Origin of the sequence: Kitasatospora sp. NPDC059827 (assembly GCF_042731675.1) — a bacterium.
In the GTDB taxonomy this organism is placed as follows: Bacteria; Actinomycetota; Actinomycetes; order Streptomycetales; family Streptomycetaceae; genus Kitasatospora.
The window spans coordinates 9,019-27,754 of sequence record NZ_JBHWIV010000029.1; the positions used below are offsets into that span (position 1 = coordinate 9,019).

Sequence of the window (18,736 nt, forward strand, 5' to 3'; positions counted from 1 at the left end):
ACTCCCCCCCCCCCCCCCAACACTTGCTTCCCGCTGGGCCCGGGGTCGCTTTTTTTTTTAAATCCCACCGCACGCGGGCCCCGTGCGGACACGTCCGCACGGACCCCTCTTTCGTTCGTTTCCGTGTCCGTTTCGGATCGATCTGCATCGATTCGCATCGGCCCGGAGCGATTCTCAGCGATTCGGGACCGCCGAGGGGACCGCGAGCCATGACCGACCAGGACTTCCACCCGGGGCTCACCCCGGGACACCTGGGTGCGCCGGTGCTGGAGCCGGAGGGCCGTCCTCCGGGTGCGCCCCGGCCGCGCTCCGATGCGCCGGATCCGCACCGACGGCGTAACGGACTGGCCTGCGGACTCACCGCCTTCGCCCTGGTCGCCGTCTTCGGCGGGATCGGGCTCACCGGCTACACCTGGTTCCAGCACCAGCGCAAACCCGCGGCGGCCGCCGACTACGCGGGGCAGGGCAACGGCAGCGTCCAGGTCTCGGTGCCGGAGGGCGCGGGCCTGTCCCAGATCGCCTCCGCGCTGGTCCGCAACGGGGTGGTGGCCAGCTCGCTCGCCTTCACCCGGGCGGCGAAGGGCAGCGCGGCCGCCGCCGGGCGGATCCAGCCCGGCACGTACACCTTGAAGCAGAAGATGTCGGCCGCCGCCGCGCTGTCCGTCCTGATCGACCCGGCCAACGCCAACGGCCTGACCATTCCCGAGGGTTGGCGCGGCTACCAGATCTTCGCGGCGATCGACAAGAAGCTCAACCTCCCCGCGGGCACCACCCAGAAGGCCGTCCAGGACCAGGGCGCCGAACTCGGCCTCCCGGACTTCGCCAAGGGCAGCCCCGAGGGCTACCTGTTCCCGGCCACCTACGCCGTCACCGACGGGACCACCGCGCTGGACCTGTTGAAGCAGATGGTCGAGCGGGCGGGCAAGGAGTTCAGCCGGGACGACGCCAACGTCGTCGCGCAGAACCTCGGGCAGAGCCTGTACGGGCTGGTCACCGTCGCCAGCATGGTCCAGGGCGAGGCCGACAACACGGAGGACATGGGCAAGGTGGCCCGGGTCATCTACAACCGGCTGGCCAAGGGGATGCCGCTCCAGCTGGACTCCACCATCAACTACGCCCTCGGCCGCTCGACCCTGAACACCACGGTCACCGACACCAGGCTGGACTCCCCCTACAACACCTACCTGCACCCGGGCCTGCCGCCGTCGCCGATCTCCAACCCGGGCCGGCAGGCGATCATGGCGGCGCTGGACCCGACGCCGGGGGACTGGGTCTACTTCGTGACCGTGAAGCCCGGGGACACCCGCTTCACCGACAGCTTCGAGGTGCAGCAGAAGAACGTCGCCGAGTTCAACGCCGCCCGGGCGGCCAAGCCGAGCGCCCCGGACTCCAGCGCTCCGAACGCCGCCGCCACCCCCTCGACACCGGGCGCCGCCGCACCGTGACGGCCCCGTACGCCGAGCGTGAGGTCGCTCACTGACAGTGCGTCCGCCCGGGCGGGGGTACGGCTGCGGTACGGTAACGTCTCCTCCCAGGCGCTGCGCTAGCACGCCGGTTCGAGAATCAGCCGGGACCGCGTCGTCCCGGACGGCCGGTCCGATCCTCCGGTCGTCACCGTCGGTTAAGGGGATCAATGACCGATCTGGGTGGGGGCTACGGCCCCCAGGGCGAGCCGTGGCACCCCGGTGATCCCGGGTACGGCGGTCAGCAGCCGGTCCCCGGCCAGCAGGACGGCCAGTGGCAGCAGTACCCGCAGCAGGACCAGCACGGCCGGCAGCCGTACGGGGACGCGCAGCAGGGGTACCCGCAGCAGCAGATCCACAACGGCCACCCCGAGCAGATGATGCCGCCCCAGGGGTACCAGCAGCAGGGCATGCCGCAGCAGGGGTACCCGCAGCAGCAGATGCCGCAGCAGGGCTTCGACCAGGGGTACCCGCAGCAGGGCATGGGCCAGCACGACATGGGTCAGCCGGGCATGGGTCAGCAGGGTATGGGTCAGCAGGGGCAGGTCTACCCGCAGCAGATGCAGCCGGGCATGCCTCAGCAGCAGATGCAGCAGGGGATGCCCCAGCAGGGGTACGGGCAGCAGCAGATGCCGGTGCAGCAGCAGGGCATGCCGCAGCAGGTGCAGCAGGGAATGCAGCAGGGGATGCCCCAGCAGCAGGCCGGCATGCAGCAGGCGGGTGTGCAGCAGCCCGCTCCGCAGCAGGCCCGGCCACGGCGCGCCCGCCCGGCCGCGGCGCCCGAGCCCGCCTCCGGTCCCGGCCCGGACGGCATCGACTGGGAGGCCGAGGCCGCCGCGCTGGAGTCCGGCGCCGATCCGGTCGGCGGCGCGCACGAACCCGCGGAGGGGGAGTGGGACGGCCGCGCCGCGGAGGAGCACCACGAGGGCGACCTCTACCTCGACGAGCACGCCGAGGCCGAGGCCGAGCAGAGCGGTTTCCTCGGGGAGCAGGACGACTCCCGCGAGGCGAAGAAGAAGCGCAAGGAGAGCGGCAAGAAGGCGGGGCGTCGCAACGGCGGCGCCTGCCTGGTGGTCGCCGTGGTGCTGCTGGGCCTGCTCGGCGGTGGGGGCTGGTGGGGCTACGGCTTCTACCAGAAGCACTTCGGCCCCCCGCCGGACTTCACCGGCGAGGGCACCGGCTCCGTCCAGATCGAGGTCAAGCAGGGCGCGGTCGGCGGGCAGATCGGCGCCGCCCTCAAGGCCGCCGGTGTGGTCAAGAGCGTCGACGCCTTCACCAAGGCCTGTGACGCCGAGCCCAAGTGCGCCACGATCCAGTACGGCTTCTACACCTTGAAGAAGGAGATGCCGGCCGCGGCCGCGGTCAAGGAACTGCTGGACCAGGCGGGCGGCGCGGCGATCGTGTTCCCGGAGGGCAAGAACTCCTCCGAGATCTACACCATGATCGACACCAAGTTGAAGCTCCAGAAGGGCACCACGGCGGGCGTCGCCAAGGCGCAGGTCAACGACCTCGGGCTGCCGGGGTACGCGAACGGCAACGTCGAGGGCTTCCTCTGGCCGACCCGCTACAACATCGCCGACGGCATGAAGCCCGAGGACCTGCTCAAGCAGATGGTGAAGACCGCCACCGACAAGTACGCCAACCTCGACGGCCAGGCATCCAAGGCGGGCCTCAAGAACGGCTACGAGGTGGTCATCGAGGCGAGCATCCTGCAGCGCGAGGGCAACAACCCGGGCGACTTCGCCAAGATGGCCAGGACCATCCAGAACCGGCTGGCCAGCGACGCCGTGCGCCACACGCTCGGCATGGACACCACGCTGCAGTACTCGCTGGGCCGCAAGGAGCTCACGTCGAAGGACATCAACGACGGGTCCAACAAGTTCAACACCTACATCAACCCGGGCCTGCCGCCGACGCCGATCTCCAACCCCGGTGACGAGGCGCTCAACGCGGTGCTCAACCCGGCGGACGGCAAGTGGCTGTACTTCATCGCGATGTCCCCGACCAACACCCTGTTCGCCGAGACGGACAAGGAGCACGCGGCCAACGTCGAGGCGTACTGCAAGGCGGCGGGCCAGGGCTTCGACAAGGTCGGCCTGCACTGCACCACGAAGTAGGCGGCACCACCAAGTAGCCGTCACCGCACCGTCGTTCACGGAGAGGCAGTGTTGACCAGCAAGCACCGGGCGGCCGTCCTCGGCTCGCCGATCGCCCACTCGCTCTCGCCTGACCTGCACCGGGCCGCCTTCGCGGCGCTCGGGCTGGACGGCTGGCGCTACGACCGCTTCGAGGTCGACGAGGCCGCCCTGCCCGGGTTCCTCGCCGGGCTGGACGAGGCCGAGTGGGCGGGGCTGTCGCTGACCATGCCGTTGAAGCGGGCGATCATCCCGCTGCTGGACGAGGTCAGCGCCACGGCCCGCGCGGTGGACGCGGTGAACACCGTGGTGTTCACCGCCGACGGGCGGCGCACCGGGGACAACACCGACGTCCCCGGCCTGGTCAACGCGCTGCGCGAGCGCGGCATCGCCGAGGTGTCCGCCGCCGCCGTGCTGGGGGCCGGGGCCACCGCCTCCTCGGCGCTGGCCGCGCTGGCCCAGGTCTGCACCGGCGAGGTGACGGTCTACGTGCGCAGCGCCGAGCGGGCCCGGGAGATGGCCGAGCTGGGCGAGCGGCTCGGCGTGGCGGTGCGGACCGAGGACTGGGAGCGCGGCGCGGAGGCGCTGGAGCGGCCGCTGACCGTCTCCACCACCCCGGTCGGGGCGACCGACGGCTTCGCCGCGGGGCTGCCCACGGACCCGGGGGCGCTGTTCGACGTGCTGTACCACCCGTGGCCGACGGCGCTGGCCGCCGCCTGCGCCGCGCGCGGGGCGACCGTCCTCGGCGGACTGGACCTGCTGGTCCACCAGGCGGTGCTGCAGAGCGAGGCCTTCACCGGGCGGGCGCCCGGGCCGCTGGCGGCGATGCGCGGGGCGGGGGAGCGGGCGCTGGCCGGGCGCTGAGCCCCGGGCCGGACGTGCCGCCGCGCGCGGCCGAATCGTTTCGTGGAGTGACCGGTTGCCGTCCGTCACGCGGACTGTGCCCCCAGGGGCTGCCGGGTCGTGAAAGGATTCGGACAGAAGGCACGCTCGGGCGGGCCCCGGCGGTGCCGTGGGCCGGCCCGCTGATGAAGGAGCTCCGTTGGGTACGTTGCGCTGGCTGACGGCGGGGGAGTCGCACGGCCCCGCACTCGTCGCGACGCTGGAAGGCCTGCCCGCCGGTGTACCGGTCACCACCGACGTGGTGGCCGACGCGCTGGCGCGCCGCCGGCTCGGTTACGGCCGCGGGGCGCGGATGAAGTTCGAACAGGACGAGGTGACCTTCCTCGGCGGCGTCCGGCACGGCCTGACCATGGGCAGCCCGGTCGCGATCATGGTCGGCAACACCGAGTGGCCGAAGTGGGAGCAGGTCATGTCGGCCGACCCGGTCGACCCCGAGGTGCTGGCGGGCCTGGCCCGCAACGAGGCGCTGACCCGCCCCCGGCCCGGCCACGCCGACCTGGCCGGCATGCAGAAGTACTCGATCGAGGAGGCCCGGCCGATCCTGGAGCGCGCCAGCGCCCGGGAGACGGCCGCCCGGGTCGCGCTGGGCGCGGTCGCCCGTGCGTACCTGCGCGAGGTGGCCGGGATCGAGATCGTCAGCCACGTGGTCGAGCTGGCCGCCGCCAAGGCGCCGGCCGGTGTGCTGCCGCTGCCCTCGGACGAGGCCCGGCTGGACGCCGACCCGGTGCGCTGCCTGGACGCGGACGCGTCGAAGGCGATGGTCGCCGAGATCGACCAGGCCCACAAGGACGGCGACACCCTCGGCGGCGTGGTCGAGGTGCTCGCGTACGGCGTGCCGGTGGGCCTCGGCTCGCACGTGCACTGGGACCGCCGGCTGGACGCGCGGCTGGCCGCCGCGCTGATGGGCATCCAGGCGATCAAGGGCGTCGAGGTCGGCGACGGCTTCGACCTGGCCCGGGTCCCCGGGTCGCAGGCGCACGACGAGATCGTCCCGACCCCCGAGGGCGTCAAGCGCACCTCCGGCCGCTCCGGCGGCACCGAGGGCGGCCTGTCCACCGGCGAGGTGCTGCGGGTGCGGGCCGCGATGAAGCCGATCGCGACCGTGCCGCGGGCGCTGCAGACCCTGGACGTGCGCACCGGTGAGCCGGCCAAGGCGCACCACCAGCGGTCGGACGTCTGCGCGGTGCCGGCCGCCGGCATCGTCGCCGAGGCGATGGTCGCGCTGGTGCTGGCGGACGCGGTGAACGAGAAGTTCGGCGGCGACAACGTCTCCGAGACCCGCCGCAACGTCCAGGGCTACCTCGACAACCTGATCATCCGATGACGAAGCCCGTCGTGGTGCTGGTCGGCCCGCCCGGCAGTGGCAAGTCCACCGTCGGGCGGGCCCTGGCCGAGCGCCTGGGCGTCGGCTTCCGGGACACCGACGCCGACATCGAGGCACTGGCCGGCAAGCCCATCCCGGAGATCTTCATCGACGAGGGCGAGCCGCACTTCCGCGAGCTGGAGGTCCGCGCCGTGCGCGCTGCCGCCGAGGGACACGACGGGGTGCTGGCGCTCGGCGGCGGCGCGGTGATGGCCGAGGCCACCCGCGCGCTGCTGCGCGAGCTGCCGGTGGCCTTCCTGGAGGTCCCGCTGGGCGACGCGGTCAAGCGGGTCGGCCTGGACGCCCCGCGCCCGCTGCTGGCCGTCAACCCCCGGGCCCGCTGGCGCGAGCTGATGGAGGCCCGTCGCCCCCTCTACCTGGAGGTGGCCACCGCCGTCGTCGACACCGCCGACCGCACCCCCGAGCAGGTCGCGGACGCCGTACTGGAAGCACTGGAGCTGAACACCCCCCATGACTGACACCACCGTCAGGATTCACGTCGGCGGCAGCGCCGGCCACGACCCGTACGACGTGCTGATCGGGCACCAGCTGCTCGGCGAGCTGGCGCCGCTGATCGGGACCCGGGCCAAGCGGGTCGCGATCATCCACCCGGAGGCGCTGGCCGCCACCGCCGACGCCGTCCGCGAGGACCTGGCCGGCGAGGGGTACGAGGCGATCGCGCTCCAGGTGCCCAACGCCGAGGAGGCGAAGAGCGCCGAGGTCGCCGCGTACTGCTGGTCGGTGCTCGGCCAGACCGGCTTCACCCGCAGCGACGTCGTGGTCGGCCTCGGCGGCGGGGCCACCACCGACCTGGCCGGCTTCGTCGCGGCCACCTGGCTGCGCGGGGTGCGCTGGATCTCCATGCCCACCACGCTGCTCGGCATGGTCGACGCGGCCGTCGGCGGCAAGACCGGCATCAACATCGCCGAGGGCAAGAACATGGTCGGCGCCTTCCACCCGCCGGTGGGCGTGCTGGCCGACCTCGGCACCCTGGAGACCGTGCCCAAGCACGACTACGTCTCCGGCCTCGCCGAGGTCATCAAGTGCGGCTTCATCGCCGACCCGGCCATCCTCGACCTGATCGAGGCGGACCCGGAGGGCGCCAGGACGCCGGCCGGCCCGCACACCGTCGAGCTGATCCGCCGGGCCATCCAGGTCAAGGCCGACGTCGTCTCCGGGGACCTCAAGGAGTCCGGCCGGCGCGAGATCCTCAACTACGGCCACACCCTCGGCCACGCCATCGAGCGCAACGAGCGCTACAAGTGGCGGCACGGCGCGGCGATCTCCATCGGCATGGTCTTCGCCGCCGAACTCGGCCGCCTGGCGGGCCGGTTGGACGACGAGACGGCCGACCGCCACCGCACCGTGCTGGCCTCGGTCGGCCTGCCGCTGACGTACCGGGCGGACGCCTGGCCCAAGCTGCTGGACGCGATGAAGATCGACAAGAAGTCGCGCGGCGACCTGATCCGCTTCATCGTCCTGGACGGCCTCGGCAAGACCTCCGTGCTGGAGGGCCCCGACCCGTCGCTGCTGGTCGCCGCGTACGCGGAGGTCTCGGCGTGACCCGGGTGATGGTGCTCAACGGCCCCAACCTGGGCCGGCTGGGCAGCCGGGAGCCGGACGTCTACGGGGCCACCTCGTACGCCGGGCTGGTCGAGCGCTGCACCGCGCTGGGCAAGGAGTTCGGCTTCGAGGTCGAGGTGCACGAGACCAACTCCGAGCAGCAGATGGTGGAGTGGCTGCACGAGGCGGCCGACGGGCAGGTGCCCGTGGTGATCAACCCGGGCGCGTTCACCCACTACTCGTACGCGATGCGGGACGCCGCGGCGCAGCGCACCGCGCCGCTGATCGAGGTGCACATCTCCAACCCGTACGCGCGGGAGACCTTCCGGCACAACTCGGTGATCGCGGCGGTGGCCTCCGGCACCATCGCGGGCTTCGGGATCGGGTCGTACGAGCTGGCGCTGCGGGCGCTGGCGGAGCAGCTCGCCTCGCGCTGAGGAGCGGGGTGGCGGGGTTTCGGGGCGCGGGTTTCGGGTGCCGTCGACGGTCGCTGAACGGCTGTGACGGGAACCGACCGGATTCGACGCGAGTTGACCTTGGGACGGGCGCGAGTTGGCCGACGGTTGACCCAAGTTGACGCCGGTCGACCACGGGTCGACCACGAGCCGACCTGGGCCGAAACCGCCCGTGGCCGGGCGAGCAGGGCGCGTTCGGCGGCCCGGCGGCGGACTGTGCCCGCTGCCGGGCCGCCGTGTAATGTCCCCGCTGAGAGGTGTCGGGAGGTGCCGTGACGCAGTACGCCGGAGGCGGGGAGGTCCCGCCGCGTCCCGCCGCTCCGCCGGTGCCGCCGGTGGGCGGTGCGGGGGTGTCCCCGCCGGTCGTTCCGGCCCCGGTCGCCGCACCCGCCGTCACGCCTCCGCCGCCTCCGTCGCTGCCGGCCGTCGCGGCGTCCGTCACGGCTCCGGCCCCCGTCCCGAACCCCGTGCCGGTGCCGGTGCCGAACCCGGTGGCGGCGCCGAACCCCGTGTCCGTCCCCGCCGCGGCACCGCCGCCCGTGCCCCTCCCGGTCGGCGGCACCGGGCACTTCGTGCTGCCCGCCGGCACGCCCGTCCAGCTCCCCGCCCACCCCTCGCAGCGCCACACGCCCGCCGGCCCCATCGCCGTCCTGCTGATCGGCCCGGCCGGGGCGGGCAAGACCACCGTCGCCCGGTACTGGGCCGAGCGCCGGGGCACCCCGACCGCGCACATCAGCCTGGACGACGTCCGCGAGTGGGTGCAGTCCGGCTTCGCCAACCCGCAGGCCGGCTGGAACAACGCCTCCGAGGCCCAGTACCGGCTGGCCCGCCGGACCTGCGGCTTCGCCTGCCGCAACTACCTGGCCAACGGCATCTCCTGCATCATCGACGACGCCGTCTTCCCGGACCGCCCGGCGATCGGCCTCGGCGGCTGGAAGCGGCACATCGGCCCGGGCATGATCCCGGTGGTGCTGCTGCCCAGCCTGGACTCGGTGCTGCGCCGCAACGCCCGCCGCGGCGGCACCAGGCGGCTCGGCGACGAGGAGGTCGCGCGCATCCACGGGCGGATGGCCGGCTGGTACAACTCCGGACTGCCGATCATCGACAACTCGTACCTGGACGTCGCCGGTACGGCCGCCGAGCTGGACCGGGTCATCCTGGCCCGGCTGATGGGCATGCCGGTCCGCTGACCACGGGGTTCGGGCGCGGCCGGGGGCGGCTGAGATGATGGACGGGTTCTGCCAGAACCACCCGGGGAGCTGACGTCCGTGCCGGAAGGCCACATCATCCACCGCCTCGCCGGCCAGAACCGGAAGGCCTTCGGCGGCCGCCCGGTGCAGGTCTCCAGCCCGCAGGGCCGCTTCGCCGACGAGGCCAAGGCGCTCGACGGGCAGCTGCTCATCGGCGCGGAGGCCACCGGCAAGCACCTCTTCCTCGGCTTCGAGGAGAGCGGCTGGGTGCACATCCACCTCGGGCTCTACGGCGGCTTCACCTTCGGCACCGGCCCGGCGCCCGAGCCGGTCGGACTGATCCGCCTGCGGCTGGCCAACGACGACGGCTACGCCGACCTGCGCGGCCCCAACACCTGCGCGCTGGTCACCGGGGCCGAGAAGGCCGCCGTCGCCGCCCGCCTCGGCCCCGACCCGCTGCGCGCCGACGCCGACCCGGAGGCCGCCTGGCGCCGGATATCGGGCAGCCGCACGACCGTCGCCGCGCTGCTGATGGACCAGAAGGTGCTGGCCGGGGTCGGCAACGTGTACCGCGCCGAGGTGCTGTTCCGCCACCACATCGCCCCGCACCGGGCCGGCCGCGACCTCACCCGCCGCGAGTGGGACGCGATCTGGGCCGACCTGGTCGACCTGATGCACCAGGGCGCCGCCGCCGGCCGGATCGACACCGTGCGCCCCGAACACACCCCCGAGGCGATGGGCCGCCCACCCCGGGTCGACGACCACGGTGGCGAGGTGTACGTCTACCGCCGTGCCGCGATGCCCTGCCTGGTCTGCGGCACGGAGGTGCGGACGGAGGCGCACGCGGCGCGCAACCTGTTCTGGTGCCCGACCTGCCAGGCGGCCTGAGGAGGATTCAGGCGCCCGGCACCGCCCGACGCCGTAGGCTGGGCCCGGGCTGGTCGGAGGGAGCGGACGGGTGGACGGCTACGAGGTGTCCAACAGCTTGTCGGGCACGGTGGTGCACGGCAACGTGGTCCAGGGCGGGAACGTCACGGTCCAGCTGCCCCCGAAGCACCGAGTCCCGTACCAGGTCAGGCCGCCGCGGAAGAGCTTCGTCAACCGGGAGCGCGAACTCGCCGCGCTCACCGCCGCTTCGGGCAAGGCCGAGCGGGGCGGACCGGCCATCGTGGTGTTCACCGGCCTGGGCGGCGTCGGCAAGACCGAGCTGGTGGCCAAGTTCGCGATGGAGCAGGCGGAGCGCTTCCCGGGGGGTGTGCTCTACGCGGATCTCAAGGCCTACCGGCACCGCTCGGCGGTGGATCTGGCCGGGGTGCTGGAGGGCTTCCTCCGCGCTCTCGGGGTCCGCCCGCCGGACGCGGAGGCGGAGCGCTTCGGGGAGTTCCGGACGGTGACCGCCGAGCAGCGCTGCCTGGTCCTCCTGGACAACGCCGAGCACGCCGCCGAGGTGCGCGCCCTGCTGCCCTCCAGCGGGATGGTGGTGGTGGCGAGTCGGCGGCGGCTGGACGCGTTGCGGATGGACGGTGCCGAGGTGCGGCAGCTGGACCGCCTGGGCGCGACGGCCGCGGCCGCTCTGGTGCGGGGCTGGCTGAGCGCCGAGCGCGGCACCGACGACGAGGTGGCGGCGCTGGTGGAGCGTTGCGACGGGCTGCCGATCGCGCTGAACGCGGTCGGCAGCCAGCTGCTGCGCCGGGGCCGGTTGTCGGTGGGTCAGGTGATCGCCGAACTGTCCCACCAGGAGGGCAGGTTGGCGGTGCTGGACAACGACGAGGGGAACCTGCGGGGAACGTACGACCCGGTGTACGAGCGGCTCTCGCCGCAGGGGCGGGCGCTCTACCACCTGATCGGTGTGCACCCGGGCCCGTTCGTGTCGGCCGAACTGGCGGCCGCGGTGGGCATCGAACGGGCGGAGGACGCCCTGGACGAGCTGTGTGCCGTACACCTCCTGGACGTGGTCGTCGACCAGGGGGTGGACGACCGCTTCCAGGTCCACGAGGTGGTGCGCACCCACGCCTACGTCTGCGCCCGTGAACTGCCCGACCGCACCGAGCTGCTGGCGCGGGCGGTGGCGTACTACCGGGGCAGGGCGTCGGTGGCCGACCGGGCGACCGGGCCTCGGCTCCGGTTGCAGGACCCGACCGGCGACGCTCTGCCCGGCTTCCCGTCCGGAGCGGACGCGCTGGAGTGGCTGCACGCGGAACGGGCGAACCTGCGAGCGGTGGTGAAGGCTGCGGCCGACCAGCAGTGGCACGACGAGGCGTGGTGGCTGTGCGAGTCGCTGTGGCCGCTCTACCACGGTCGGAAGCTCTACGAGGACTGGATCGCCACCCACCGGACCGGCATCGAGTCGGCCCGGTGGGCCAACAACCCGGACGCGGTGGTCCGGATGCACAACCAGCTGGCCCGGGCGCATTACGAGCGCCAGGAGTTCCGGCTCGCCGCCGAGCAGCTGGCGCTCGCCACCGAGCAGGTGCCGCTGGTGGCCAACCGCCAGGTGGTGGGCGTGCTGTACGAGACGGACGGCCTGCTGTGCCTGGCCGACGGCCGGCCCGGTGACGCCGTCGAGCGGTTCACGCTGGCGCTGGAGGAGAACCGGGGCGATGCCCACGGCGAGATCGTGCAGAGCTACAACTTGGCGCAGGCCCTGATCGCCGACGGCCGCCCGGAGGAGGCGCTGGCCGTGCTCGCGGAGGCCGGTGCCCGGGCCGTGGACACGGACGACCGGGACATGCTGATGAAGCTGCCGCTGGTCCGCGCCCGGGCCCACCGCGCGCTCGGCCGGCTCGACCTGGCCGTCGCGGACGCGGGCGACTGCGTCCGGCGGGCCGAGGAACGCAAGGCGTACCCGAAGGAGGCCCAGGCGCACACCCTGCTGCTCGCCCTCGCCGAGGAACTGGACGACCCGGAGTTGGCGGCGCGGAGCCGGGCCCGGCTGCGGGAGCTGGCCGGTTAGGCCCTGTCCGGCCGATCTTGCCGGGCCCGCGACGCCGGGCATCCCGCCTGGCCGCACGCCCGAATCGCCCGAGTACACCCAGTACGAGGACGATCCGGGCGCACGCCCAGCCGGGCGCCCACCGCCGCGGGCTGATCCGACAAGATCGACCGGACAGGGCCTAAGGCCCGGGGCCGGTCAGGGCCCGGCGGTGAAGGCGACCCGGGTGCAGTGCCGGCCGGTGCGGACGGTGAGGCCGTGTTCGGGCAGGCCGGCCGGGTCGCCGCCGTCGGAGAGCCAGCAGGCGACGGCGGAGCCGAGCAGCAGGGGGTCGAGGACGGGCTCGGGGCTGCCGAAGTCGCGTGCGGCGTGGGCTTCGAGGAGTCGGCCGCCGGGCAGCCGGAGCAGGTGCCGGGCCGGGCCGAGGGCGGCCACCGCGACGGCGAGGCCGGGCAGTTCGAGGGCGGTGTCGGCGAGCCAGTCGACGGCGGGGCGTTCGGCCCGGGCCTCGGTGCGGGCGAGGACTTCGGCGGTGTACCGCAGGGCGTCGCCCGGGTGGTCGTCGGTGAGGGCGTGGAAGCCGCGCGGGGTGTGGTCGTCGGGGTGGAAGGGGTAGCGCCGCAGGCTGACCTCCGTCCCCTCGCTCTTGCCCTCGACGTCGTACGCGCTCGGCCCTTCGCCGCCTCCGGGCCGGGGCGCGGGCTTGGGGTAGGGCGGCAGGACGGGTTCGCCGGCGGGCTCGTCGAGGCCGTCGAGGAAGGAGTAGAGCAGTGGGCGCAGCAGTCGGGCGGATTCGCCGCGGTGGGCGAGCGAGCGGTCGGTGATGGCGGTCAGGTCGGTGCGGTCGTCCGGGGTCCGGGCCAGGGCGAGTTCGAGTTGGGCGGCGAGGTCGCCGTCGGGGTCGAGGACGGGTGCGGCCTGGCCGAAGGCGTAGCTGGGGGACCGCGGGTCGAGTTCGGCGGCGCCGGTGGCGACGATCATCGTGGGCCGTCGCAGGGCGGCGCCGTAGAAGGAGACCGAGCCGTGGTCGCCGATCATGACGTCGGCGGCGACGAGGGCGGCCTGCCAGCCCTGGTGGGGCGGGACGAGGCGCAGGCCCATCCGCCGGGCGTCGTCGAGCAGGGCCGCCGGGTCGTGCCGGCTCCAGATGTTGGGGTGCAGCACGACGGCCACCGCGTACTCGTCGGCGGGCAGTTGGCGGACCAGCCGCTGCGGCAGGTCGGGGTGACGGCCGAATAACGAGTGCTCGCTCCAGGTGGAGTCGACGACGACGAGTCGGCGGCCGTCGACGGCACCGAGGGCGGCGCGGTAGCCGTCGCGGGAGCGTCGGCTGCGCAGGATCCGGTCGAAGCACGGGTCGCCGACGACCTCGGCGACGTCCAGGGCCTCGGGGCAGGAGGCCCGCAGCCGGTCCAGCTGTTCGGGGTGGGAGAGGCCGAGGACGTCGACGAACACCTCTCCGCGGTGGGTGAGTTCGTTGCGGGAGAGGCCGGCGGAGCTGACCGCGTCGCCGGTGGACTCGGTGACCAGGCGGTTGTAGCCGGCACCGTGCGGGAGGACGACCAGGCGGGCGTCCAGCCGGTGCATGGAGGCGTGGACGGCGCAGGCGACGGCCAGGTCGAAGCGGTGGCGGACGGCGTCCTCCCAGTCCAGCACGGTGTAGCCGGGCAGGCCGTGGAGGTACTCGTCCAGGGCGCGGTCGGCGAAGGCGGAGCCGGGGTTGACGGTGAAGTACCGCTCGATGCCGTCCGGGTCGAGCAGGGTGAGGACGTCCAGGACCCGGGTCGCCGAGGTGAGGGTGCGGGCGACCGCCAGCACGCGGGCCTTGACCGGGCGGGTGTTCCAGCGGTCGGCGGGCCAGACGTGGGGGTGGGACGGCACATCGTGATCGTACTCACCCCGCCGCGCCCCCGGCGTGGTTTGCCGAGTGTCGGTCAGCCCGCCGCCGCGGCGGGCTCCTCGTGGTCGGCGGCGGCGCACTCGTCGAGGAGGGGGCGCAGGGCGTCGTCCACGAGCCGGTAGCGCACCACGCGTCCGTCCTTGTCGCCGGTGACCACGCCCGCCGTGCGGAGCAGTCGCAGGGCCTGGGAGACGGCCGGGTCGCGCATGCCGGTGGCGACCGCCAGGTCGCTGACGGCGAGCGGGCCGGCCCGGTGGAGGGCGAGCAGCAGGGCGAGCCGGCCGGGGTCGGAGAGCAGGGAGAACCGCTCGGCCCAGGTCCGGACGTGGGCGGTGTCCCCGATGGCGGCGATGGCCTCGCAGACCCGGTGTCCGTCGATGGTGCGGTGGCCCGCGCGGTCGGCCGGTACGAGATGCATGCGGACATTCTGGCAGCTCACGACCTGTGATCCTGGACACCTGCACAGGTGCGCAACCTTGCGAGGGTGTGGTCCTGCCCCTACGGTGTTCCCCGCCGTGGTGCTCGGGAAGACCGGTGACGGACCCTCAACGGGTCCCATTCCGGAGCGGCCCTCGCCACTGTGATCGGGGGACAGTCGTCCGGATCCACGTGCCACTGGGTGCTTCGTGCACCTGGGAAGGCGGGTCGGGAAGCCCCGTGAGCCAGGAGACCGGCCACGGCATCTCACGAAGTCATTCCACGAGGTGCTGGAGCGTGATCCGAAGATGACCCTGCCCGAAACCGCCGCGCCCGCCGAGGCGGGCCCCGCCCCCTCCGTACTGCCCACCTTCCGGTGGAAGCGCGAGGACACCCTCCGGACCGCCGGGTTGATGGGGGTGATCCTGGCCATGCACGTGGTGGCCTTCGGGACCCTCGTCTTCCTGGTCGCGCCGCACAACTACGCCGTCGGCACCCAGGTCTTCGGGGTGGGCCTGGGCATCACGGCCTACACCCTCGGCATGCGGCACGCCTTCGACGCCGACCACATCGCGGTGATCGACAACACCACCCGCAAGCTGATGGCGGACGGCAAGCGGCCGGTCTCGGTCGGCTTCTGGTTCGCGCTCGGCCACTCCTCGATGGTGGTCGTCATGGCCGCCCTGGTGGCGGGCGGCGCCCAGCTGGCGAACACGCTGATGGACGACGACTCGGCCACCCACAAGTGGCTCGGGCTGGTCGGCACCACGGCCTCCGGCGCCTTCCTCTACCTGATCGGCGCGCTCAACCTGGCGGCGCTGCTCGGCATCCTCAAGGTGTTCCGCTCGATGCGGGCCGGGCAGTTCGACGAGTCGGAGCTGGAGGCGCACCTCGACTCGCGCGGCTTCATGGCCCGGATCCTGAACCGGGCGACCCGCTCGATCACCCGGCCCGGGCAGATGTTCCCGGTCGGCATGGTGCTGGGCCTGGGCTTCGACACCGCGACCGAGGTCACCCTGATGGTGATGGCCGGTTCGGGCGCGGCGGCCGGGCTGCCCTGGTACGCGATCGTCTGCCTGCCGCTGCTGTTCGCGGCCGGGATGAGCCTGTTCGACACCCTGGACGGGACGTTCATGAACTTCGCGTACCAGTGGGCCTTCTCCAACCCGGTGCGCAAGGTGTACTACAACCTGACCATCACCGGGCTGTCGATCGCGGTGGCCTTCATCATCGGCACCATCGAGCTGGTCGGCGTGCTGCACGAGAAGCTCGACCTGACCGACCCGGTGACCGGGTTCATCGCGGACATCTCGCTGGACAACGTCGGCTACGCGATCGCCGGGCTGTTCGTGGTGGTGTGGGCGATCGCCATCGCGTACTGGAAGCTGGCGGGCGTCGAGAAGCGCTGGACGCCCACGCAGCAGCAGTAGCCGTGGCGGCAGTCCCCACGCGTCGCGAACGGCGCCTCCCCGAGCCGGGGAGGCGCCGTTCGCGTTCCGCCGTCAGTGCCGGTCGCCGTAGCGGCGGCGGAACTGCTCGACCCGGCCGGCGGTGTCGAGCACCCGGGACTGGCCGGTGTAGAAGGGGTGGCTCGCCGAGGAGATCTCGACGTCGATCACCGGGTAGGTGTTGCCGTCCTCCCACTCGACCGTGCGGTCACCGGTGACCGTGGAGCGGGTGAGGAAGGCGAGGCCGCCGACCTTGTCGCGGAAGACGACCGGGCGGTAGGCGGGGTGGATTCCGGGCTTCATGGCGGGGCTCCTCCGAGGGGGTTCGTGCGGTCAGCGCTCTTCGCGGAAGTCGACGTGCCGGCCCGCGACCGGGTCGTACTTGCGCAGGACCATCCGGTCCGGGTCGTTGCGGCGGTTCTTGCGGGTCACGTACGTGTAGCCGGTGCCGGCGGTGGAGCGGAGCTTGATCACGGGGCGCAGTTCGCTGCGGGCCATCGGGCGTCCTCCTGGGGTCTCGGGCCCGTGGACTCTCGGTCGCTCGGGGCCTTCTGGTGCGGGGTTCGCGGGGCTGGATCGGAACCGTACACCGAAATGGATGTCATTTTCATCTGGTGTAACGTGACCTCCGTCCTGCCCATTCCCGGACGCCAGGGAGCACCCATGTCCGCCCACTGCCGGCTCACCGGCCGCCGGCCCGGCTTCGGCAACGCGATCTCGCACTCGCACCGCCGCACCCCGCGCCGCTTCGACCCCAACATCCAGCGCAAGCGCTACTGGCTGCCCAGTGAGGGCCGGTACGTCCGGCTGGTGCTGAGCGCCAAGGGGATCAAGACCGTCGACGCGATCGGCGTCGAGGCCGCCGTCGCCCGCATCCGCGCCCGAGGGGGGAAGGTCTGATGGCCAAGCAGAGCAAGATCGCCAAGAACGAGCAGCGGCGAGTGATCGTCGCCCGCTACGCCGAACGCCGGGCCGAACTCAAGCGGCTCATCGCCCACCCCGGCACCGCCCCGGCCGAGCGCGCCGCCGCCCAGGCCGAACTCGCCCGCCAGCCCCGCGACGCGAGCCCCACCAGGGTCCGCAACCGCGATGCCGTCGACGGCCGGCCGCGCGGCTACCTGCGCGCCTTCGGCCTCTCCCGGGTCAACCTGCGCGTCCACGCCCACGCCGGACACCTGCCGGGCGTGCGCAAGGCGAGCTGGTGAGCGACATGGACGGCACCAGGCTCCCGGTGGTGGTGGTCGCCGGGCTGCACCCGGACGAACGCCGGGCCGCCGTCCAGGAGTTGACGGCCGCCGCAGTGGACGCCGTGGTGCTGCGGCACGACCTGCGGGACGCCGCGCGCGGCCTGGTCCACCGCGAACTGCGGGACGCCGGCGGGGCGTTCGACACCGACTCGGTCCCGCTGGTGAACGACTGCCCGTGCTGCGCCCTGCGCGAGGACCTGTTGCCCCGGCTGCTGGAACTCGCCGACGGCGGCCGGTACGGGCTCGCGGTGGTCGAACTCTGGGGCGGCAGCGACCCGCACCCCGCGGTCGAGGTGCTCGCCGGGGGTGAGGTGGACGGCCGCCCCCTGGCGGAGGCGATCGAACTCGCGGGCGTGGTCACCGCCGTCGACCCGGACCGGCTGATCGGCGAACTCTCCGTGCCCGACGAGCTGGTGGAGCACGGGCAGCACACCGCCGCCCGGGACGAACGCACCCGCGCCGAGGCGCTCGCCCACCAGGTCGAGTACGCCACCACGCTCGCCGTGCCGCGCGCCACCGCGCACGCGCCGGGGCTCGCGCTGCTGCGCCAGCTCCACCCGACCGCCCGGGTGGTCCGGCTCGGCACCGGTGCGCTCGCCCGGGCCGCCCTCGGCGGCTTCGACGTGGCCGCCGCGCGCGACCGCGTCAACCCGGCGGTCGCGCTGCTCCCCCAGGAGAGCGACGAGGCCGGGGTGAGCACCCTGGTCTGGGAGCGCCGCCGGCCGCTGCACCCGGAACGGCTGCACCGGGCCCTCGAACTGCTCGTCCCGGCCGCCCAGCGCAGCCGCGGCCGGTTCTGGCTCGCCAACCGGCCCGACCTGATGCTCGCCTGGGACGCGGCCGGGGCCAACCTCGCGGTCGAGGAGTGCGGGCCCTGGCTGATCGCCCTGCCCGACGCCGCCTGGGACCTCTACCCGCCGGCCCGCCGCGCCGCGGCCGCCCTCGACTGGCACCCCCTGCACGGGGACCGGGTGCAGCAGCTCAGCTTCACCGCGGAGGGGCTGGACGTCGACGGCCTCACCGAACTGCTCGACTCCTGCCTGCTCACCGACGCCGAACTCGCCGCCGGCGAACCCGGCTGGAAGGCCCTTCCGGACGGCTTCCGGGACCTCCTCGACCCCGTCCACCACTGACCGACCCCACCCACCACTGACCGACCCCGTCCACCTCCGCAAGGGAGCACCCGTGCGCAACCGCACCGCCGCACCGAAGGCCCGGCCCAACCCGCTGGTCGCGGCCGGCATCGAGTACGTCGACTACAAGGACACCGACCTGCTGCGCCGTTTCGTCTCCGACCGCGGCAAGATCCGCAGCCGGCGGGTCACCCGGCTCACCGTCCAGCAGCAGCGGGCGGTGGCCCGGGCGGTCAAGAACGCCCGCGAGACGGCCCTCCTCCCGTACGCCTCCGGCACCACCCGATAGCCCGGACCCGACGGCCCGGCACCACCCGTTAGGAGCCCCTGATGGCAGTTCCCAAGCGCAGGACCTCGCGCAGCAACACCCGGCACCGCCGCGCCCAGTGGAAGGCGACCGGCCCGAAGCTCGTCCCGATCACCCTGAACGGCCGGGAGATGCTCGTCCCGCAGAACCTCGTCCCGGCCTACCGCCGGGGCCTGATCGACCCGGAGGGGAGGTGACGGCGGTCAGCGGGGAGTGCGCAGGGGCGCGCGGGGCGCAGTGGGGTGCCGGCGCATCCCTCGGGGGTGCTCGGCGGGCGGTT

The 18,736-nt window shown here is 73.4% G+C and carries 20 protein-coding genes and 1 riboswitch; of the genes, 16 read left to right on the plus strand and 4 right to left on the minus strand.

All coding sequences use genetic code 11. From position 1 onward, the window contains the following. Window positions 1-209: 209 nt before the first annotated feature. The 10 genes from mltG (ACFV8H_RS19790) to ACFV8H_RS19835 all read left to right on the plus strand — a co-directional run bounded on the left by mltG (ACFV8H_RS19790) (window position 210) and on the right by ACFV8H_RS19835 (window position 12,025). The gene (mltG, locus tag ACFV8H_RS19790; RefSeq protein ID WP_380401427.1) at window positions 210-1,445 is read left to right on the plus strand and encodes an endolytic transglycosylase MltG; all 1,236 of its coding nucleotides are present in this window, start codon (window positions 210-212) and stop codon (window positions 1,443-1,445) included. A gap of 188 nt (window positions 1,446-1,633) precedes the next feature. Further along, on the plus strand, window positions 1,634-3,580 hold the full coding sequence (mltG, locus tag ACFV8H_RS19795; protein ID WP_380401430.1) for an endolytic transglycosylase MltG: 1,947 nt from the start codon (window positions 1,634-1,636) through the stop codon (window positions 3,578-3,580). Window positions 3,581-3,631: 51 nt separating this feature from the next. Then, on the plus strand, window positions 3,632-4,462 hold the full coding sequence (locus tag ACFV8H_RS19800) for a shikimate dehydrogenase (RefSeq protein ID WP_380401433.1): 831 nt from the start codon (window positions 3,632-3,634) through the stop codon (window positions 4,460-4,462). A gap of 178 nt (window positions 4,463-4,640) precedes the next feature. After that, window positions 4,641-5,825 carry a chorismate synthase gene (gene aroC, locus ACFV8H_RS19805; RefSeq protein ID WP_375889974.1) on the plus strand — a complete coding sequence of 395 codons (1,185 nt, stop codon included), beginning with the start codon at window positions 4,641-4,643 and terminating at the stop codon, window positions 5,823-5,825. Then, complete coding sequence (locus ACFV8H_RS19810) at window positions 5,822-6,343, plus strand: shikimate kinase (protein ID WP_380401436.1); 522 nt, start codon at window positions 5,822-5,824, stop codon at window positions 6,341-6,343. The genes aroC and ACFV8H_RS19810 overlap by 4 nt, the downstream gene beginning before the upstream one ends. Beyond that, window positions 6,336-7,427: a 3-dehydroquinate synthase gene (aroB, locus tag ACFV8H_RS19815; RefSeq protein ID WP_375889972.1), complete on the plus strand. Its 1,092-nt coding sequence runs from the start codon at window positions 6,336-6,338 to the stop codon at window positions 7,425-7,427. Before ACFV8H_RS19810 ends, aroB begins: the two co-directional genes overlap by 8 nt. Before the next feature lie 8 nt (window positions 7,428-7,435). Next, a complete protein-coding gene (gene aroQ, locus ACFV8H_RS19820) occupies window positions 7,436-7,864 on the plus strand; it encodes a type II 3-dehydroquinate dehydratase (RefSeq protein ID WP_360230367.1) in 429 nt (142 codons plus the stop codon). Window positions 7,865-8,154: 290 nt separating this feature from the next. After that, window positions 8,155-9,072: an AAA family ATPase gene (locus ACFV8H_RS19825; RefSeq protein ID WP_380401439.1), complete on the plus strand. Its 918-nt coding sequence runs from the start codon at window positions 8,155-8,157 to the stop codon at window positions 9,070-9,072. Window positions 9,073-9,150: 78 nt separating this feature from the next. Then, window positions 9,151-9,960 (plus strand): Fpg/Nei family DNA glycosylase, encoded by an 810-nt coding sequence (locus ACFV8H_RS19830; RefSeq protein ID WP_375889969.1) that lies wholly within the window; start codon window positions 9,151-9,153, stop codon window positions 9,958-9,960. 70 nt (window positions 9,961-10,030) lie between these two features. Continuing rightward, window positions 10,031-12,025 (plus strand): AAA family ATPase, encoded by a 1,995-nt coding sequence (locus ACFV8H_RS19835; protein ID WP_380401442.1) that lies wholly within the window; start codon window positions 10,031-10,033, stop codon window positions 12,023-12,025. Window positions 12,026-12,202: 177 nt separating this feature from the next. Here the strand turns inward: ACFV8H_RS19835 and ACFV8H_RS19840 are convergent, their stop codons facing one another. Both ACFV8H_RS19840 and ACFV8H_RS19845 read right to left on the minus strand, forming a co-directional pair. Next, window positions 12,203-13,885, minus strand: coding sequence for a hypothetical protein (locus ACFV8H_RS19840; protein WP_380401445.1), 1,683 nt, complete (start codon window positions 13,883-13,885; stop codon window positions 12,203-12,205). Window positions 13,886-13,938: 53 nt separating this feature from the next. After that, the gene (locus tag ACFV8H_RS19845) at window positions 13,939-14,322 is read right to left on the minus strand and encodes an ArsR/SmtB family transcription factor (RefSeq protein ID WP_380401448.1); all 384 of its coding nucleotides are present in this window, start codon (window positions 14,320-14,322) and stop codon (window positions 13,939-13,941) included. Between the two features lie 81 nt (window positions 14,323-14,403). After that, a riboswitch (cobalamin riboswitch) is annotated at window positions 14,404-14,598 on the plus strand. A gap of 31 nt (window positions 14,599-14,629) precedes the next feature. Between ACFV8H_RS19845 and ACFV8H_RS19850 the strand changes: the two genes are divergently transcribed. Beyond that, window positions 14,630-15,751 carry a HoxN/HupN/NixA family nickel/cobalt transporter gene (locus ACFV8H_RS19850; protein ID WP_380401451.1) on the plus strand — a complete coding sequence of 374 codons (1,122 nt, stop codon included), beginning with the start codon at window positions 14,630-14,632 and terminating at the stop codon, window positions 15,749-15,751. A 72-nt stretch (window positions 15,752-15,823) separates the two neighbouring features. Here ACFV8H_RS19850 and ACFV8H_RS19855 read toward each other — a convergent pair whose 3' ends face one another. Together ACFV8H_RS19855 and rpmG are read right to left on the minus strand one after the other, a co-directional pair. Further along, entirely contained in the window at window positions 15,824-16,072 is a 249-nt protein-coding gene (locus ACFV8H_RS19855; RefSeq protein ID WP_375889960.1) for a type B 50S ribosomal protein L31, read from the minus strand. Between the two features lie 30 nt (window positions 16,073-16,102). Then, window positions 16,103-16,267 (minus strand): 50S ribosomal protein L33, encoded by a 165-nt coding sequence (gene rpmG / locus ACFV8H_RS19860; protein ID WP_350508653.1) that lies wholly within the window; start codon window positions 16,265-16,267, stop codon window positions 16,103-16,105. Between the two features lie 165 nt (window positions 16,268-16,432). Between rpmG and rpmB the strand changes: the two genes are divergently transcribed. The 5 genes from rpmB to rpmF are packed head-to-tail and all read left to right on the plus strand — an operon-like array spanning window position 16,433 to window position 18,653. Beyond that, on the plus strand, window positions 16,433-16,669 hold the full coding sequence (rpmB, locus tag ACFV8H_RS19865; RefSeq protein ID WP_380401454.1) for a 50S ribosomal protein L28: 237 nt from the start codon (window positions 16,433-16,435) through the stop codon (window positions 16,667-16,669). Then, the gene (rpsN, locus tag ACFV8H_RS19870; RefSeq protein WP_380401457.1) at window positions 16,669-16,974 is read left to right on the plus strand and encodes a 30S ribosomal protein S14; all 306 of its coding nucleotides are present in this window, start codon (window positions 16,669-16,671) and stop codon (window positions 16,972-16,974) included. The genes rpmB and rpsN overlap by 1 nt, the downstream gene beginning before the upstream one ends. Before the next feature lie 5 nt (window positions 16,975-16,979). Beyond that, a complete protein-coding gene (locus ACFV8H_RS19875; protein ID WP_380401609.1) occupies window positions 16,980-18,149 on the plus strand; it encodes a CobW family GTP-binding protein in 1,170 nt (389 codons plus the stop codon). Between the two features lie 52 nt (window positions 18,150-18,201). Further along, entirely contained in the window at window positions 18,202-18,438 is a 237-nt protein-coding gene (rpsR, locus tag ACFV8H_RS19880) for a 30S ribosomal protein S18 (protein ID WP_375889954.1), read from the plus strand. A gap of 41 nt (window positions 18,439-18,479) precedes the next feature. Further along, window positions 18,480-18,653, plus strand: coding sequence for a 50S ribosomal protein L32 (gene rpmF, locus ACFV8H_RS19885; protein WP_375889952.1), 174 nt, complete (start codon window positions 18,480-18,482; stop codon window positions 18,651-18,653). The last annotated feature ends 83 nt before the right edge of the window (window positions 18,654-18,736 follow it).

Bases quoted from the DNA above. Each gene is read 5' to 3' on its own strand.
- rpmG (WP_350508653.1), bottom strand. From the start codon at position 16,267: ATGGCCCGCAGCGAACTGCGCCCCGTGATCAAGCTCCGCTCCACCGCC.
- aroB (WP_375889972.1), top strand. From the start codon at position 6,336: ATGACTGACACCACCGTCAGGATTCACGTCGGCGGCAGCGCCGGCCAC.
- mltG (WP_380401430.1), top strand. From the start codon at position 1,634: ATGACCGATCTGGGTGGGGGCTACGGCCCCCAGGGCGAGCCGTGGCAC.
- aroQ (WP_360230367.1), top strand. From the start codon at position 7,436: ATGGTGCTCAACGGCCCCAACCTGGGCCGGCTGGGCAGCCGGGAGCCG.
- rpmB (WP_380401454.1), top strand. From the start codon at position 16,433: ATGTCCGCCCACTGCCGGCTCACCGGCCGCCGGCCCGGCTTCGGCAAC.
- rpsN (WP_380401457.1), top strand. From the start codon at position 16,669: ATGGCCAAGCAGAGCAAGATCGCCAAGAACGAGCAGCGGCGAGTGATC.
- mltG (WP_380401427.1), top strand. From the start codon at position 210: ATGACCGACCAGGACTTCCACCCGGGGCTCACCCCGGGACACCTGGGT.
- ACFV8H_RS19850 (WP_380401451.1), top strand. From the start codon at position 14,630: ATGACCCTGCCCGAAACCGCCGCGCCCGCCGAGGCGGGCCCCGCCCCC.
- rpmF (WP_375889952.1), top strand. From the start codon at position 18,480: ATGGCAGTTCCCAAGCGCAGGACCTCGCGCAGCAACACCCGGCACCGC.
- ACFV8H_RS19810 (WP_380401436.1), top strand. From the start codon at position 5,822: ATGACGAAGCCCGTCGTGGTGCTGGTCGGCCCGCCCGGCAGTGGCAAG.
- ACFV8H_RS19875 (WP_380401609.1), top strand. From the start codon at position 16,980: ATGGACGGCACCAGGCTCCCGGTGGTGGTGGTCGCCGGGCTGCACCCG.
- ACFV8H_RS19845 (WP_380401448.1), bottom strand. From the start codon at position 14,322: ATGCATCTCGTACCGGCCGACCGCGCGGGCCACCGCACCATCGACGGA.
- ACFV8H_RS19855 (WP_375889960.1), bottom strand. From the start codon at position 16,072: ATGAAGCCCGGAATCCACCCCGCCTACCGCCCGGTCGTCTTCCGCGAC.